This is a genomic window from Pseudomonas sp. H1_A03 (genome assembly GCF_054685145.1).
Window position 1 is genome coordinate 2,491,999 of the sequence record NZ_CP162829.1, and the last position, 14,919, is coordinate 2,506,917.

General features: G+C 63.4%; 9 protein-coding genes and 1 pseudogene. 4 read left to right on the forward strand and 6 right to left on the reverse strand.

Annotation, left to right across the window (positions count from 1 at the left end):
• The first annotated feature begins 71 nt into the window (after positions 1 to 71).
• The 4 genes and pseudogenes from AB4O35_RS11470 to AB4O35_RS11485 all read left to right on the forward strand — a co-directional run bounded on the left by AB4O35_RS11470 (position 72) and on the right by AB4O35_RS11485 (position 5,052).
• On the forward strand, positions 72 to 2,582 hold the full coding sequence (locus tag AB4O35_RS11470; RefSeq protein WP_065945354.1) for a TcfC E-set like domain-containing protein: 2,511 nt from the start codon (positions 72 to 74) through the stop codon (positions 2,580 to 2,582).
• A 3-nt stretch (positions 2,583 to 2,585) separates the two neighbouring features.
• Positions 2,586 to 3,329 carry a pilus assembly protein gene (locus tag AB4O35_RS11475; protein WP_065872558.1) on the forward strand — a complete coding sequence of 248 codons (744 nt, stop codon included), beginning with the start codon at positions 2,586 to 2,588 and terminating at the stop codon, positions 3,327 to 3,329.
• Positions 3,330 to 3,334: 5 nt separating this feature from the next.
• Positions 3,335 to 3,814, forward strand: a complete 480-nt coding sequence (locus tag AB4O35_RS11480; protein ID WP_065872574.1) for a CS1 type fimbrial major subunit — start codon at positions 3,335 to 3,337, stop codon at positions 3,812 to 3,814.
• A 52-nt stretch (positions 3,815 to 3,866) separates the two neighbouring features.
• Positions 3,867 to 5,052: pseudogene (locus AB4O35_RS11485) on the forward strand (hypothetical protein).
• Between the two features lie 43 nt (positions 5,053 to 5,095).
• Here AB4O35_RS11485 and AB4O35_RS11490 read toward each other — a convergent pair.
• From AB4O35_RS11490 to AB4O35_RS11515, 6 genes are read right to left on the reverse strand one after another with little or no spacing between them, the layout of a single operon-like run.
• On the reverse strand, positions 5,096 to 5,317 hold the full coding sequence (locus AB4O35_RS11490) for a hypothetical protein (RefSeq protein ID WP_460149595.1): 222 nt from the start codon (positions 5,315 to 5,317) through the stop codon (positions 5,096 to 5,098).
• Positions 5,266 to 8,844 (reverse strand): NEL-type E3 ubiquitin ligase domain-containing protein, encoded by a 3,579-nt coding sequence (locus AB4O35_RS11495; protein ID WP_460149596.1) that lies wholly within the window; start codon positions 8,842 to 8,844, stop codon positions 5,266 to 5,268. The genes AB4O35_RS11490 and AB4O35_RS11495 overlap by 52 nt, the downstream gene beginning before the upstream one ends.
• 32 nt (positions 8,845 to 8,876) lie before the next feature.
• On the reverse strand, positions 8,877 to 9,908 hold the full coding sequence (locus AB4O35_RS11500; RefSeq protein ID WP_460149597.1) for a dermonecrotic toxin domain-containing protein: 1,032 nt from the start codon (positions 9,906 to 9,908) through the stop codon (positions 8,877 to 8,879).
• 60 nt (positions 9,909 to 9,968) lie between these two features.
• Complete coding sequence (locus tag AB4O35_RS11505; protein WP_460149651.1) at positions 9,969 to 10,985, reverse strand: NEL-type E3 ubiquitin ligase domain-containing protein; 1,017 nt, start codon at positions 10,983 to 10,985, stop codon at positions 9,969 to 9,971.
• Entirely contained in the window at positions 10,919 to 11,671 is a 753-nt protein-coding gene (locus tag AB4O35_RS11510) for a leucine-rich repeat domain-containing protein (protein WP_460149598.1), read from the reverse strand. The genes AB4O35_RS11505 and AB4O35_RS11510 overlap by 67 nt, the downstream gene beginning before the upstream one ends.
• Positions 11,554 to 14,907: a dermonecrotic toxin domain-containing protein gene (locus AB4O35_RS11515; protein ID WP_460149599.1), complete on the reverse strand. Its 3,354-nt coding sequence runs from the start codon at positions 14,905 to 14,907 to the stop codon at positions 11,554 to 11,556. Before AB4O35_RS11515 ends, AB4O35_RS11510 begins: the two co-directional genes overlap by 118 nt.
• Positions 14,908 to 14,919: the final 12 nt, after the last annotated feature.

Below are 14,919 nucleotides of genomic sequence, written 5' to 3' on the forward strand. Positions count from 1 at the left end.
GAGCTTGATCAAAGGTCGGTGGCCTGTCCTGGCCGCCGACCCGATTGAAGGTATAAGCGAGTATTCCGTTCATGATCTCTATGACGCCGATTGCGGGTGCGCTCGCGCTAGTGTTTTGCGCCACTGCCCTGGCCGCGCCGACGGCACCGGGTTCTTTGCCTGGTAGCCTGTTATCGCAGTCCAAGGGGTTACCCACCGACTTTGAACAACACTTTTTCGATGTGCCCCTGGCCGTACGGGTTGAACTGGATCAGCAGTTCCTTGGCGAGGCCCTGATTGTATTGGGGCGCGACGATCGTATTACCCTGCTGGAGTTCAACGACACCGAAGACAGCAACTACGCCGCCAGCGAGCGCGACACGTGGGAGCAACTTCTGCAACAAGGCATGGCCCTTGGCAGTTGCGAAGGTCGCTGCCCATCGCAGCTACTGGCCGTGCACTACAGCCTGGAAAACTCTCTGGTCTCGATTCTTACGCAAAACGTGGAACGCAGCGTCGAGATCAAGAAATATTACGACCAGCCCGAAGACGGCAGCTTCGGGCTGATCATTAATAACCAACTCAACCTCAACGGTGGCCAGGACCAGGCCGTCGGCGGACGCTACGGCCTCGCCGCCAGCGCCAGTGTCGGCAACTGGACCCAGGCGCTCAACCTGCAACTGTCGCGCTTCGGCGGCACCGACACCACGCTCTACCACGCCGTGCACGAACTCTATAGCCAGCGCGAACTGGACGGCCACTTCCTGCGCGTGGGCTATTTCACCCCAGGCTCCGACGGCCTTACCCGGCAAATCCGCAACTTCGGCAACACCCCGGACACAGCCGTGGGCCTGATGTTAGGCAGCTCCGACAGCCTGCTGATCAACAACCCCAAGCCCAGCGTCTATCCGATCTACGTCACCGCCAGCCGCCAGGCCTCGGTGGAGATCTACCGCAATGGCTTGCTTATCAACAGCCAACCGGTGGCTGCCGGCCTGCAAACCCTTGACACCCGGCCCTTGCCCGGCGGTATCTACGAAGTGGAAGTGCGCCTGGTGGAAGATGGCCTCACCACCGCCACCACCCAGGAGCTGGTGTACAAGCCCAACAATTGGCGCAACGCCGACGAGCGCTGGCGCTACAACAGCTTTGTCGGGCGTGAGACCAAACTGTTGAGTAACTGGGACGAGCAGCCAACCGGCGACTGGACCTACGGCGCCGGCCTCAACTACCTGGCGCACCCGCGCGTGATCCTCGGCCTGTCCACTCGCAAGGTGCGCGAGGCCATGCAGTTCGGTACCTCCATCGACTGGACCCTGGCCAACAGCACGAGCCTCTACGCCAACGTCTACCAGACCCAGGATCACGGCACCGGTCTTGACCTGCAAGGCCTATATAGCTACGGGCATGGCACCGTCGTGCTCAGCCACAACCGCAGCTGGCTCGACACCCGCCGCACCTACGAGATGTTGCCCGACGGTACACGGTTGCGGCCGCGCACGGCGTTTATCGGCCAGACCAGCAACTCGTCGCTGTCGGTCAACCATCGCCTGAGCAACAAGAGTTCGATCAACTCGCGACTCTCCTACAGCCAGGGCAATATTGAAGGCGTGGGCCTTGACCTGGGCTGGAACCTGCGCAGCAGCCTGCTCGGCAGCGACGCCAACTGGCGCTTCTCGGTATTCGATCGCCCGGCGACGTCTACCACCGGCGACCGGCGCAATCGCGGCATCGACATCAGCGTCAGCCTGGCCCTGGGCGGGCCCGGCGAGCAGTGGTCCGCCAGCCTCGGTACCCGCACCGCCCGCGACGGCGGCCGCGATAACAACGGCTCGCTGACCTACCAGAAAAGCTTTGAAGACCACGTGCTGCAAAGCGTCTCGGCCACGGCGATTGCCGATACCTACGGCGTGGGGTTATCCGGGCGCGGCAGTTTCCAGACCGAGGCGATGTCGGGCGATGCCTTCGTGCAGCGCTCCTCGTTCAACGATCAGCTCAGCGGCGGCCTGAACCTCTCCAGCACCCTGGCTGTCGGCGGGCAGAAAGCCGTGCTCAGCAGCCAGTACCCCAACGGCGGTGCCGGGATGATCGTCGACGTGGACACCGACATCGACGACATCACCCTGCGTGCCGATGACTTGAGCGGTGGCAGCACCACCTTGCGTCCGGGCCGCAACTACGTACCCATCACGGCCTATCGCAGCAGCACCCTGAGCTTCGACTTCGATGGCAACCACCCACCCGCCGCCAGCATCCAACCGGTGCGCAGCCCCTACCACCTGAACAAAGGCGGGGTGGGCTACCGCAAGATCAGCGTGATCAAGACCGTCACCGTGCTCGGCCGCTTGATCGACGGCCAGGGCAACCCGCTCAAGGGCCACCACGTGATCAACCACGCCAGCCGTGGGGTCAGCGAAGTCGACGGGTTCTTCTCCATGGAAATGAACGCCAGCTCGCCCACCCTCGAAGTGCGCTACGCCAACCAATTGCTCTGCCAGTTCCGTCTGGAACCCAGCCAGGCACGCCTGGAAAGCGACGTGCTGATGATCGGCGATCTGCGCTGCACCCCAGACACGCTGGCCGCAACCTATGCAGGATTTTGAAACATGAAACCATCAGTGATATACGCGTTCTGGCTGTGCTGCCTGTTGCCGCTCGGCGCCCAGGCCGGGCCGCAGATCAACGTCGGGGTGGTCTATGACTACCTGGACGGAGCCAAGAGCACCTATATGAAACGCGTGTTCAACGGCGGCACCTCCACTGCGTTCGTCAAGGTCAACATCCTCGAGATGATCTACGCCGCCGACGGCAGCTACCGCGAGGTGCCGGTGCAGACCCAGGCCGGCGCCACCGTGCGCGACGGCCTGATGGCCAGCCCCGCACGGCTGATCGTGCCGGCCAACGGCACCCAGGGCACGCGTCTGTTGTTCATGGGCAATCGTGACAAGGAGCGCATGTTCCGCGTGCGCTTCGTACCGGTGGTGCCCGAGACCGAAGATGAGTTCGCCGTCAGCGAACAGGAGCGCGCTGACTACAAGCAAAGCCTGTCCGCCGGGGTCAAGGTATTGGCCGGCTACGGCACGGTGTTTTTCGTGCGGCCCAAAAACACGCGTTTCCAAAGCGTGATCCAGAACGACGCAAAGCGCTGGCAACTGCGCAACAACGGCAACAGCGTGGTCGTGGTGGACGAGTTCAAGGACTGCCGGGCCGACAGCCTCGACTGCCGGCCCACCACCAAGCACCACATCATGGTCGGGCGCTCGTTTGGCTTTGATAAACAGGCCGGGCGCGAATACCGCTTCAACCTGATCGAAGGCAACGACACACGCCATATCGAGATCGAAGGGTGACCGGCATGTTCAACAGACTGACGTGCGCTGCCCTGGCTGTGGCATGCCTGCAACCGCTGCAGGCCGCCGTCGAGCGGGAAACCTTCGAAGTGTTCGCCGAAATTCCCAGCCAAGACTTTTACGTGCTGCCCATGGACCCGCAGCTGGTGCACCGCGAAAACCCGCTGCACTACAACCCGGTGTCGTCCGAACTGAGCCCGTTGCGGGCCGAATACGAGGTGAAAAATATCGGCGGCTCTATCGAAGCGCGGCTTGAGCAGATGCCCTCCCTGTCCAACGGTACTGATCGCATCGACCTGCAGGTGCGCTTCAACAACCAGCCCCTGGGGCTCACGTCGGTCGAAGTGGTCTCGGCTGCCGAGGCCAAGCCTGGCAGGCGCGTGGCCCTGGATATCCGTGCGATCAAGCCCGACGATGATTACCGCGCGGGCCATTATTTCGGCACGGTGCAGATGGTGTTTGACGCCATTGCGCCGCGCCTGTGAAGGATATTCCGTCATGAGCAATAGAGTGTTTTTACCCGCCACATTGGCTTTGATGCTGAGCCTTTCATGCGCCACCGCCGAGGCGGCGGTGCAGCACATCACCGCCGCGTTCCGTCCGGACCCGAGCAACCCTGGCCACAATATTTTCGTTAACACCACTCCGGAAAGCGGCGTGTGCCCGGGGCATATTCCGCTACTGTGCAAAGCGCTTGGCATCTTCACGATCCGCACCACGGATATCACCGCGCAGTCCAACGGGCCCATCGTGGCCAACCACCCCAGCCCGCGCCAAGGGGCAATGTGGAAGGTGCCCTCGGACTGGCGTGATGTGACGGTGACCCACCGTGGCACGGGCAAGACCGAAGTGGTGCAGATGCGCATAGCCGGCATTGGCCATCGCTGGAACAGCTTGCCCCAGGGCGTGACCGCCTGGCATCCCACCAACTGGGTGGCCCTCTGGCGTGAGGCGCCCAGCCCATGTCAGGGCGTGGGTTATGCGACGGGGTTCACCCACTATGCACTGTTCTTTTGGCTGGTCCCGGAAAACGCCGGCGTGTGCTCCCGGTCGCCGCAGATCACCATCGACAGTTCTCAACTACAGCCACACCGAATATGCCTACGCCATGAAGACCCCCAACCCGCTGACCATGGAGGCGGGCGATTACGAAGGCAGTATCACTTACACCCTGGGCCCGGGCGGTGACTTCGATTTCGGCGATGTGATGATGCCCAATGACAACAGCTTGACCTTCAACTTCACCCTGGAAGTCGATCACCACATCAAGGTGGAAATCCCGCCAGGCGGCAACCGCGTGCAACTCGAGCCCCAGGGCGGCTGGCAGGCCTGGCTCAACAGGGGGCGCAAACCCACGCGCCTGTATCGCGACCAACCGCTCAACCTGTGGACCAGTACCCACTTCAAGATGACCCTCGAATGCGGCGAGCCCCTGGGCAACACCTGCGCCTTGCGCAACCCCGCCGGGCATCAAGTGCCGTTGGACGTGGCCGTCACCTTGCCGCCGCACTTGAGCGACAGCGCCGGCCGCCCGATCCAGCGGCGGCCGTTGCTGCTCGATGGCAGCGGCACCGACTTAATCACCCCCAGCGCCTACGTCGACCGTCAACCCAGCACCCTGCACTTCGAGGTCAAGGGCGACGCCGTGGCCGAGATGATCGACCAGGGCAGCGGCAGCCGCTACACCGGGTTGGTCACCGTGACCTGGGATTCAGAGGTCTGACAGACCACCACTATCTAACTAACGCATAACCGCTCCCACATCGCTATATCTCACTTGGCTGCAAGGCCTCATGGGTCAGGCGCCTGGCCAGGGTTTGCTCGCTGGGCTGTGCGTCGGTGAAGCCCGCGGCGAGCAGGCGTTCGTAGGTCTGTGAGCTCATCTCTCGGCCGGTCAGTACTTCGCTGTGGGGCACGTGCAGGGCGTCGGCCAGGCTCAGCAGTTGCGGTTCAAGTGGCGTTCGTTGTTCGGGGGGGCCGATGCCCATTGTTTCTGCGCAAACAGCAAATCATCCAACCGATCAGTCAGTGCCTCGGCATGCTCGATGCTCGCGCGAAACTGGTCGGCATAGGTGCTGCGCAGGTGCTCGTCCCAGAACGGCTGTTCGAGCATCTTGTCCACCAGCCCTTCGCCGGCCTCCAGTGCCTGCACCGTGGCATAAGCGTTATCCAGCCTGGCGTCGTCGACCTCGGCGGTGGCGCGGTAGGTCATGTGTTCGCTGACCCAAGGCAGGTCCAGGCGCCTCTTGAGCCCGCTTTGGTAGGCCAGGTAGACCTCGACTTCATCCACCGTGCCCGGCAGGCTGTCGACCATCTCGGTGCTGAAACGCAGGCCCTGGCCGCCTTGCGCCACGGGTGTGACGCGTTGGCGGATATCGGCCTGGGCCACTTGGTTGACCAGGTCCAGGCGCGCCTTGCCCTTGGCCAATTCAGCCAGGCGGATATGCAGGTATTCACCTCGTAACAGGCCCCGAGCGGCGAACAATTCCAGCTCGATGCCCATGGCATTGAACACATGGGCGCCGGCGTCGGCGCAGTTGATCGGGTGGCTGGCCATGGCAAACAGTTGCGTGCGCAGCGCCTGGTCCTCTTCGGCCCCGATCAGCAGGCGCCAGACTTTGTTGGTCAGCTCGCGGCGGTGCGCGCGGTATAAGCGTTCGTCCTGTTCGTGCTCAAATGCTTCCGGCTGTTCCAGGCTCTTGATCACTTCGAAGAAACCCTGTGAGCCATGTTCGCGCTCGACGTTGTTCCACATCTCACGTAGCCAGGGTTTGTGCCGCGTGCTTTCGTCCTGCAGCCAGAACGTGATATCGCCCTTGGGTGGATACGTTCGGTACGGGTCCAGGCCGTGGGCCAGGCGATAACTGACCAGGCGCTGTTCGCCTTCCCGGCTCAGTTGGTTGCGGTCGATGCGGGCGCGGGCCACTTGTTCCGCCTCCGGTTGCCAGGGCAGAAACTGCGGCACGTCGCTGATCGCGGTGTTTTGCAGGTCGAGGGCGAAGTTGGCCGGGCGCGGTGGGTCAAACAGGCCGATGGGCCATTCACTGACCCCGGTACCTCGCAACGACAGCGCACGCAGGTGCGGCATGCCAGTGATATCCGGGGCCTGGGTGAGGGCGCGGTTCTGTGCCAGGGATAATTGGCGCAGTTGCCCCATGCCCGCGAGTTGCTCCAGGCTGGCCGCGTTCCACTGGATCGGGTTGTTGTCCAGGCGCAACTGGGTCAGGTAAGGCAGCTCGACCACTGCCTGTGGCAATCGGGTCAGGCCGTTGCTGCGCAGGCTGAGGTAGACCAATTGCGGGAAGTTGGCGATGAAACCGGTGTCTGCGTCGAGCAAGCCGGCGTCGATCAAGTCCAGGTGCTGCACATGAGCGAAACTGGCGCGCAACCTCGGCAGGTCGCTCAACTGGCCGCCCAGGGTCACGCCTTCGAGACTCAGGCCGATGCCTTCCTCACCGGGATTGAGGTTGTGTTCCCAACTGCGGATCAGCGCCTGGGCCAGGTCGAGACGGCGTTGGGTGGTTTGCGCCGTTGCTTGCTCGAAGGTGCGGTTGACCCAGTTGCTGAGGTCTTCCTGCAAGGCGTGTTTTTCCTGTTCGCGGGCTTCGAACACCAGGCGCTGGGCAGGAGATTCAAGGCCGCTCAGGTAGGCCTCGATATCAGGCTGGGGCGCGAAGGGGTAGAGAGATTTGACCCGGTCTTCCAACGTCGGCGGCAGGTATTCGCTGCTCCATTGCGGCACGCGGTGCATGGGTTTTTGCGTCAGCACCAGAGCGTCCGGCGCGACGTCGGCGCGCAGCGGCGGCTCGGCCAGGACGGTGCGACGCACCTCGGACGGTTGTAGGGTTGCCATCAGCCAGGTTTTTAAGGCAGCGCCGTCGCCTGGGGCAAAACCCAATGCAGTGCGCTGGCGGGCGGACAGGCAGTGGAGCAACGCCTCGTAGAGATCACTGGCGGCATGCAACGGTTGTTGATCGCCGTCGTACACCTCATACCGCCCGGCATCATTGCGAACCAGAACACGGCGGCGGCTGGCCTGCTGCGGTCCGGCGCTGTAACGCAGTGAGCCTTCGGGCGAATGCTGACGGATTTGCAGGTGCAGGTCGCCGAACGCATCGCTGTGCAACTTGAGGGTGTTGAGCAGCATGCGTTCGCTGTCCGCGCTCAACGGCCCCTTCTGGTAAAAACCTTCGTAGGCGTGACTGCCCCTGGCCTGCAACAGCCGCTCGCGGGCCAGGTTGCGCAGGCGCAGGGGCAGGCGTTGTTCAGCGTCCATGACCTGGCGTTCGTCGCGGCGCGCATGGCTCAGCACGTCGTCTACCAGGCTTTTGGGGAGCTCGGGAAGCGCCTCGCGTACCAACCTATCGTGTGCGCGGGTGACCTCTTCACTGTTGCGGTAGAGGTAGTCGAACACTGCGCCCTGCTGCCCCGCGAGGTGCGCCGCAAGCTGTTCGCGCAGTGCATCGATCTGCGCCGCGCGGTTTTCGGGCACTGCGCCGAGCATGGCATGGCGCTCGTCGGTGTCGAGAAAATCCACCAGCCGCTCGGGTAACAATCCGGCGTTCAGGTCCTGGCGGCTGATACGCAACACCAGGTCCGCATCCGCCTCGCCAAAGCGTACGCACGGGCCTTCCAACTGCGGGTTTTCATACACCTCAATCGCCTTGGCTGACGGCCAACCCGGTAATTCCCGCGCCAGGTGCGGGCTCCAGTAGGTGGTTTCATCGGCGGCGATGCCGGCGCGGATCTGCTCGGGCAAACGGCGTGCCTGCTGGTCGAGGGCCGCGCGTTTGAGACTGTCGGCCAGCAATGGCGCAATGGCTTTGCGCAGGCTGTAGGCGCCGCGCACTACGTCAATCGAGACGCCGCTGCTGGTCAGCGCTTGCCTGCGCTGTGAGGCATCGAGGTCGGGGGCCAGCGCGTGCAGCAGTCGTGGCTCGTCCCAGGCGGCGGCGGTGTCGTTGTGCTGAAGTGTCGGCGAGTAAGCGTCTCGTCGTTCGGGATGCAGGATGCGGTAAAGGCCGTTATCCGCTATGGGTTCCAATGCATAGTGCTCACCCTTCCACGGCAGCAGCGTACGGCCCTGATGGGTGTGCAGCCCACGGCTGTCGGGGGTCGACTCCGCCGGCAGCACGAGATTTTTTTGCGCGTAGGGTTTGAGGTCCGGGTTCCACAGGCGCGTCTTGCCATTGACCTCTACCGCCTTGAGTTGATTGACGAAGACCGAAGGAATCAACGCGCCCGCAATCCCGAACGCGCCCAGTTGCACCACATCGCTGACCACCCCGACCAGATGCCCGGCGGCTTCCAGGGCCTGCCCTTCGGCCAGGTCGACCACGCCTTCCACCACTTCATCAAGCAATTGATAGGCGGTGTAGCCCAGCATCACCTCCCCCAGCAGCGGTACAAAAGGCGTAATCACCAGCAACGCGGCATTGAAGATCTCGCTGAGCAGACCGCTGGCGTTGTCCCACCAGGCCCAGCGCGCGCGGCTGTCGGCGTCGGCGGTGGACACGGCCAGGTCGCGGGCGTCATTGAGGATTTTGTTCAGCGCCTGTTGGTAACGGGTGGTCCACAGGTCGCCGCCAATATGCTGGGCGGCGTAGTGCGCAGGTTGATCCAGGCGGCTGGAAAAAGCCTGCGTTGCGACTGGTCGACAAAGCGGCTGAAGAAGGTGCGGTAGGCCGGTTCGCGCAGACGCGCACTGAGGTCCTGCTTAAAGGCCAGGGTGCTTGGGTACTCCTTGACCGGGCACTGTGGGTCATCGGGGATGTAGGCGATCACCCGCACCACCCTACTGGCACTGTCCAGGTCGGCGGCGACCAGCAGGATGCCGGTCAACAGGCTGTCCATGATCTGCAAGCGGTAGCACTGCATCACCCCGCGTTCGCCCATGATCAGCCGTTGCAGCACATGAAAGCTGGCCGCAGTGATTGCCTTTTGCGCCAGCGCCACGTGCGCGGCGGCGTCGAGCGCGGCCTTCTGGCTGGCGATCACCGAAGCCTGCAATGCCGGCTGTAACAGGGGCGGTTGCAAGTGCGCCTGGTATTGCTTGCCCAGGTCCAGCTCGCGGCACAGGGCGACGAACTGCTCGATGCTCATGCGCTGCTTGAGCGGCTTGATCGTGAAGTGGCCGCGCTGATCGGGCCGGGTGATGTAGCTGGAACTGGCGGTAAAGCGTTCGCGGCTGGCGAAGTTCTGCAGCGCCGCATCCAGCAGCGACACGGTGCGGCTGGTGCTGCCCTTGAGCAGCGTGCCGGACTCGGTATGCAGGAACAGGTAGGTGTCCTTGACGCTGTCGTTGAGGCCATGGCGTGTGTTGAGCGCCTTGGCCAGCAGCGGTTCGGCAAACGCATACAGGTCCTGAAGCGCCTGCAATTGCTGGTCGACGGTATTCTGAGTGCTCCAGGCCTGGGCGTTGGCGCGCTTGAGCTCGGGCGTTGCGCTCGGATGCCAGTGCTCGATGGCCAGTTGGGCGCTGGCCAGCGCTTGGGCGCGTGTCCATGACGTTGTGCGCAGCCAGTCGGGCAGGGTCTGTGTGATCAGTGAGTAATGCGGGCCTTTATCGGGTGGCGACATGGCGGATGACCTGTTATTAAACAAGGTCATCAGCCTAGGGGCGGCAAACACGCCCGGGCGTTAGATAGTTAGGTCGGCCATGGCCAGTGCGCGTCGCGTCAATTGGCGGCGCAAGGCTTTTTGCTCGACGGCCAGGTTTTGCAGCAGGCGGGTGTAGGTGGCGTCGGTCATCGGTGCGCCGGTCAGCACCTCGCTGTGGGGAATGCCCAGGCTGTCGGCGAGGTTTTTCAGGGTTTGACGCAAGGCGACTTTTTCCTCCTCCGGTGCCTGGGGTTTGTTCGCCAGGGTGTCCTGGATTTGCTGCAGATCATCGACCATGCCCGCTTTTTCCTGGAACCGTTCGGCGTTGCGTTGCAGTTCATCGCCGTGGGTGGCGTCCAGGTAGTCGTCCCAGAACGGCACGTCGAGCATCTGGTCCAGCAGGCCGTCGCCTTGTTCGGCGCTGATGATCTGTTGATGGGCGCTGTCGAGCAGGTTTGCCGACACGTCGGCGGTGGTGCGGTAGACCATGTGCTCGGCAAGCCAAGGCAAGTCCAGGCGCTGCTTGAGGCCAGTCTGGTAGGCCAGGTGTACTTGCACTTCATCCACCGTACCGCGTACACCGTCGAGCACTTCGGTGCTCAGGCGCAGGCCCAGGCCACCGCGCCCGGTCGGTGCCAGGCGGCGCTTCACCTCGGCTTCGGCCAGGCGATTGACGTGGTCCAGCCGGGCTTTTTGCCGCGCCAGGTGGGCCAGGTGTGCGGCGAACGTGTCCGCGCTCAACTGCGCCCGGCGCCGGTAGGTTTCGTACACCAGCGTCTCGACGCCGAGGTTATTGAAGATCTGTGCACTGGCATCGGCACAGTTGCCGGGGGTGCCGGCCATGCGGAAAAACTCGCGGCGCAGGCCTTCGTCCTGATGCATCGCGTCGAGCATGCGCCACACATTGGCGCTCAAGCCGGTGCGGTTGGCGATGAACGCGTCGCGGTCACGTTCGGTTTCGACCTGCTCGGGCAGTTGCAGGCTGCGGATCACCTCGAAAAAGCCTTGGGAACCGTGCTCCTGTTCCAGATCGTTCCATTGGTTCTGACGCCAGATACGCTCGCGAGCATCGAAGCCTTGTAGCCAGAAAAACTGTCCTGCGCGCCGCGCGGTGGATAGGTGCGATAAGGGTCCAGGCCGGCCTCAAGACGGTAACTGACCATGCGTTCCTCGGCGTCCAGGCCCAACTGGTTGCGGTCCAGGCGCGTGCGCGCCACCAGGTCTGCCTCGGGTTGCCAGGGCAAAAACTGCGGCACGTCGTGGACCGGCGCGTTCTGCATATCCAGCACGAAACCGCGTGGTCGCGGGTGCTCGAATAGGCCGTTGGGCCAGTCGGCGATAGCGGTATTGCCCAGGTAGAGTTCGCGCAGGTCACGCATGCCGCTGACATCCGGGGCGGTGGTGAGGTTGCGGTTGTGGGACAGGTCGAGGGTTTTCAGTTGGCTGAGGTTTTTCACCTGCTCCAGTTGCGCGGTATCCCAGCGCAACGGGTTGGAGCCTATATCCAGCTGGGTCAGGCGCGGTAGGTTGGCCAGGGCCGGCGGCAATTGGGTGAGGTGGTTGTGGGTCAGATCCAGGGACAACAGGTTGGGAAAAAATTGCAGGAACGGCACATTGGCGTCGGTCAAGGCGGTGTTGGGCATGGCCAGGCTGGTGATGTGGCCGAAGTTGCTGCGCAGGGTCGGCATGCGCAGCAGGTTGGGGCCCAGGGGCCAGCCCTCAAGGTCGAGACGACTGCCCACCTGTCGCTCGCCAAGGTCGTCGATGTAGCCGCCTCCGGAGGTTTCCCAGCTGCGTTGCAAGGCACGCGACAGCAGCGAGCGGACCATGCGTTCGGTCTGGCGGCGTTCCGCATCACCGTCATGGAAGTCGGTGGGGGCCTTGACCCAATGGTCCAAGTCGTCCACCAGGGTCTTTTCTGTCGCTCCAGATCCTGCAGCACCAGGCGACCTTCAGGGGTTGAAAACGTCTGGGCGCGAGCGTTGACCTGTTCGGCGCGCAGGTGCGGGTAGAGCGCACGTACACGGTCTTCCACGGTCGGCGGGGTGACGCCGAGCATTCGGCTGACCCACCGAAAGCGTTGCAGGGGGATCAGGTTTTCGCCGAGCGGCGCTTGCATCGGTTCATCCAATAGCATGCGCCGCGGCTCCAGGCTCGCCAGGCGGTCCATCAGCCAATCGCGTAGCTGCGCGCCGTCGGTGAAGGCACGCTGATTCACCTCGGGCAGGCTCTGGAGCAAGGCGCTGTAGAGGTCGCCGGGGGCGGTCAACAGGTTGCCGTCGTGGTCGTGCACCCGGTATTGCGCGTGCTCGTCGCGCACCAACACACGTACTCGTCCGGCCTGCTCGGGCCCGGCCTGGCAGCGTAGTTTGCCGACGCGGCTGTGCTGGCGGATTTCGACGCGTGTGCGGCCAAAGGCATCGCTGTGCAGCTTCAGCGTATTGAGCATCAGCCGTTCGGTGTCGGGAGTGATCGCTTGCGTGGCGTACAGACCTTCATGGGCATGGCTGGCGCGAGCGTCCAAAGCCATGGCGCGGGCCAGGTTTTTCACGCGCAGGGGTAGGTGCTGTTGTGCGGTGATGTGCTCGATCTCGTCCGGGCGTGCCTGCTCGAGCAGGCTGCGCACCAGGGGGGTGGGCACTTCGGGAAACGACGCGCGGATCACTTCGCCTGGTACCGAGCCCGATGCCTGGCTGTTTTCATAGAGGTAGTCGAAGACATCGGGTTGGCGCTGGGCCAGGTTATCGGCAAGGCGATTGCGCAGTGCCTCTATTCGTTGGGCGCGTGGCTCCGGCAGGGTGTTGTCGTCGAGAAAGTCCACCAGTCGCTCGGGCAACAGGCCTTTGTTGAGGTCCTGGTGGCTGATGGCCAAGACCTTGGAGGCGCCGGGATCGCCAAACTCGGTGGCCGTTCCGGTGAGGCTGGGTTCCTGGAACACATTTATCCGATGGCTGGCGGGCCAGCCCGGCAATTCCAGGGCCATGGCGGGGCTCCAGTAGGTCTCCTCATCGGCGGCGACACCTGTGCGGATGTTCTGCGCCAGGGTGAGCGCCTGTTGGTTGAGGCGCAGGCGGTGCAGGCTGTCTTGCAGCAGCGGTGGCGGGGGGCTGTGTTCAGTGTGCATCGCGCATAGGTGTTCGGGTTCGGTGCCACTGTTGCGACTGACCTGAGCCAGTTGTGTGTCGCTGAGGTCGCTGACCGAATGGCCGAGGCGGCGCAGCAGTTTTGCCTCATCCCAGGCTCTGGGATTTTCCGCCTCATGGCTCCACGCGCCTTGGCCGTTGTGCTGCAAGCGGGGTGCATAGGCATCGCTACGGCGGGGATGAAGAATGCGGTAGTCGCCCTCGACGGGGTGTTGTTCAACCCGGTAGTGCGCGTTGTCCAGCGGCAGGATCGTACGGCCCTGCTGTGTGTGCAGGCCCAGGCGGTCGGGGCTCGAGTCCGGCGTCAGGTCGTGATGCACATAGGGCTTGAGGTCAGGGTTCCACAGGCGCTGCCGGCCCTTGACCCACACCGGTTTGAGCTGATTGACGAATAACGACGGCAGGATTTTCCCGGCCGCGGCAAACGCCCCCAGTTGCACCACGCTGCTCACCACCCCGACAAGATGTTGCGCCGCTTCCAGCGCCTGGCCCTCGGCGAGGTCCACCACGCCCTCGACCACTTCATCCAGCAGTTGGTACGCGGTGTAGGCCAGCATGGCTTCGCCGAGCAACGGTACAAAAGGTGTGACCACCAGTAAGGCGGCGTCGAAGATCTCGCTGAGCATCTTGCTGACGTTGTCCCACCAGCGCCAGCGTGCATGGCTGTCGCAGTCGGCGGTGGACACCGCGAGTTCACGGGCATCGTTGAGGATTTTATTCAGGGCTTGCTGGTAGCGCCGGGTCCACAGGTCGCCGTCGATGCGGGTTACGTGGTACTGCAAGATTGGACTGTCCACGGGCGTGTCGCGCCAGGTGGGGCGAGGGTCTGTCACGTCATCCTTGCGATGCCACTTGACCGTGCTCAAGCGCTGCGCCAAGCCACTGAAAAAATGCCCGCGTTGCTGCTGGTCGACAAACTGGCTGAAAAACCGGCGATAGTCCGCATCGCGCAGGCGAGTGGTGAGGTCATTCATCAAGGCCACGGTGTTGGCGTGCTCCTTGACCGGGGTGTGCGGGTCGTGGGGGATGTAGGCCAGCAGATTGACGGCCTCGCGAGCGGTATCCAAGTCGGCGGCGATCAGCAGGATGCCACTGAGGCTGGTATTCATCATGCCCAGCCGATAGAACTGCATCACCCCGCGCTCGCCCTTGAGGGTGCGCTGCAGCAGGTGAAAGCTGGCGGGCGTGATGTGCTGCTGCGCCAGCGCCATGTGCGCAGCGGCGTGCAGGGCGGCTTTTTGGTTGGCAATCACCGATGCTTTCAAGGTGGTTTGCAACAGGTGTCGTTTGAGATGGCGTTGATACTGCGCGCCGATATCCAGGCGGCGGCACAGGGCGGTGAACTGCGCGATGCTGATGCGCGGCTTGAGCTTGAGCACGGTGAAATGCCCACGGGCATCGGGCTGGCTGATGTAGTCGCTGGCGTCGGAGAAACGCTCGCTGCTGGAAAAATTATGCAGGGCCGCATCCAGCAGCGACACGCTGCGGCTGGTGGCGCCTGGCAGGATGTGGCCTTTGGCACTGACCAGAAACAAGTAGGTCTGACGCACATCGACGTCGACCTGGTAGTGGGTTTTCAACGCCCCGCGCAATAACGGTTCAGCGAAAGCGGGCAGGTCCTGCAGCGCGCTCAATTGCTGGTCGACGGTATTTTGGGTGGTCCAGGCCTGGGCGTTGGCGTGCTTGAGCTCGGCGGCGGCGGTGCTGTACCAGGGCTGGATCGCCAGCGCGGTGCTGCTCAGCGCCTTGGCGCGGGCCTTTGAGGTGTTGAGCAACCATTTGGGCGCGGCCTGCTGGATCAGTTCGACGTGAGGGCTGGTATCGGGTAACGGCATGGCGGATGACCT

Coding starts and splice junctions, on each gene's coding strand:
- AB4O35_RS11470 (WP_065945354.1), top strand. CDS start 72: ATGATCTCTATGACGCCGATTGCGGGTGCGCTCGCGCTAGTGTTTTGC.
- AB4O35_RS11475 (WP_065872558.1), top strand. CDS start 2,586: ATGAAACCATCAGTGATATACGCGTTCTGGCTGTGCTGCCTGTTGCCG.
- AB4O35_RS11480 (WP_065872574.1), top strand. CDS start 3,335: ATGTTCAACAGACTGACGTGCGCTGCCCTGGCTGTGGCATGCCTGCAA.
- AB4O35_RS11490 (WP_460149595.1), bottom strand. CDS start 5,317: ATGGGCATCGGCCCCCCCGAACAACGAACGCCACTTGAACCGCAACTG.
- AB4O35_RS11500 (WP_460149597.1), bottom strand. CDS start 9,908: ATGTCGCCACCCGATAAAGGCCCGCATTACTCACTGATCACACAGACC.
- AB4O35_RS11515 (WP_460149599.1), bottom strand. CDS start 14,907: ATGCCGTTACCCGATACCAGCCCTCACGTCGAACTGATCCAGCAGGCC.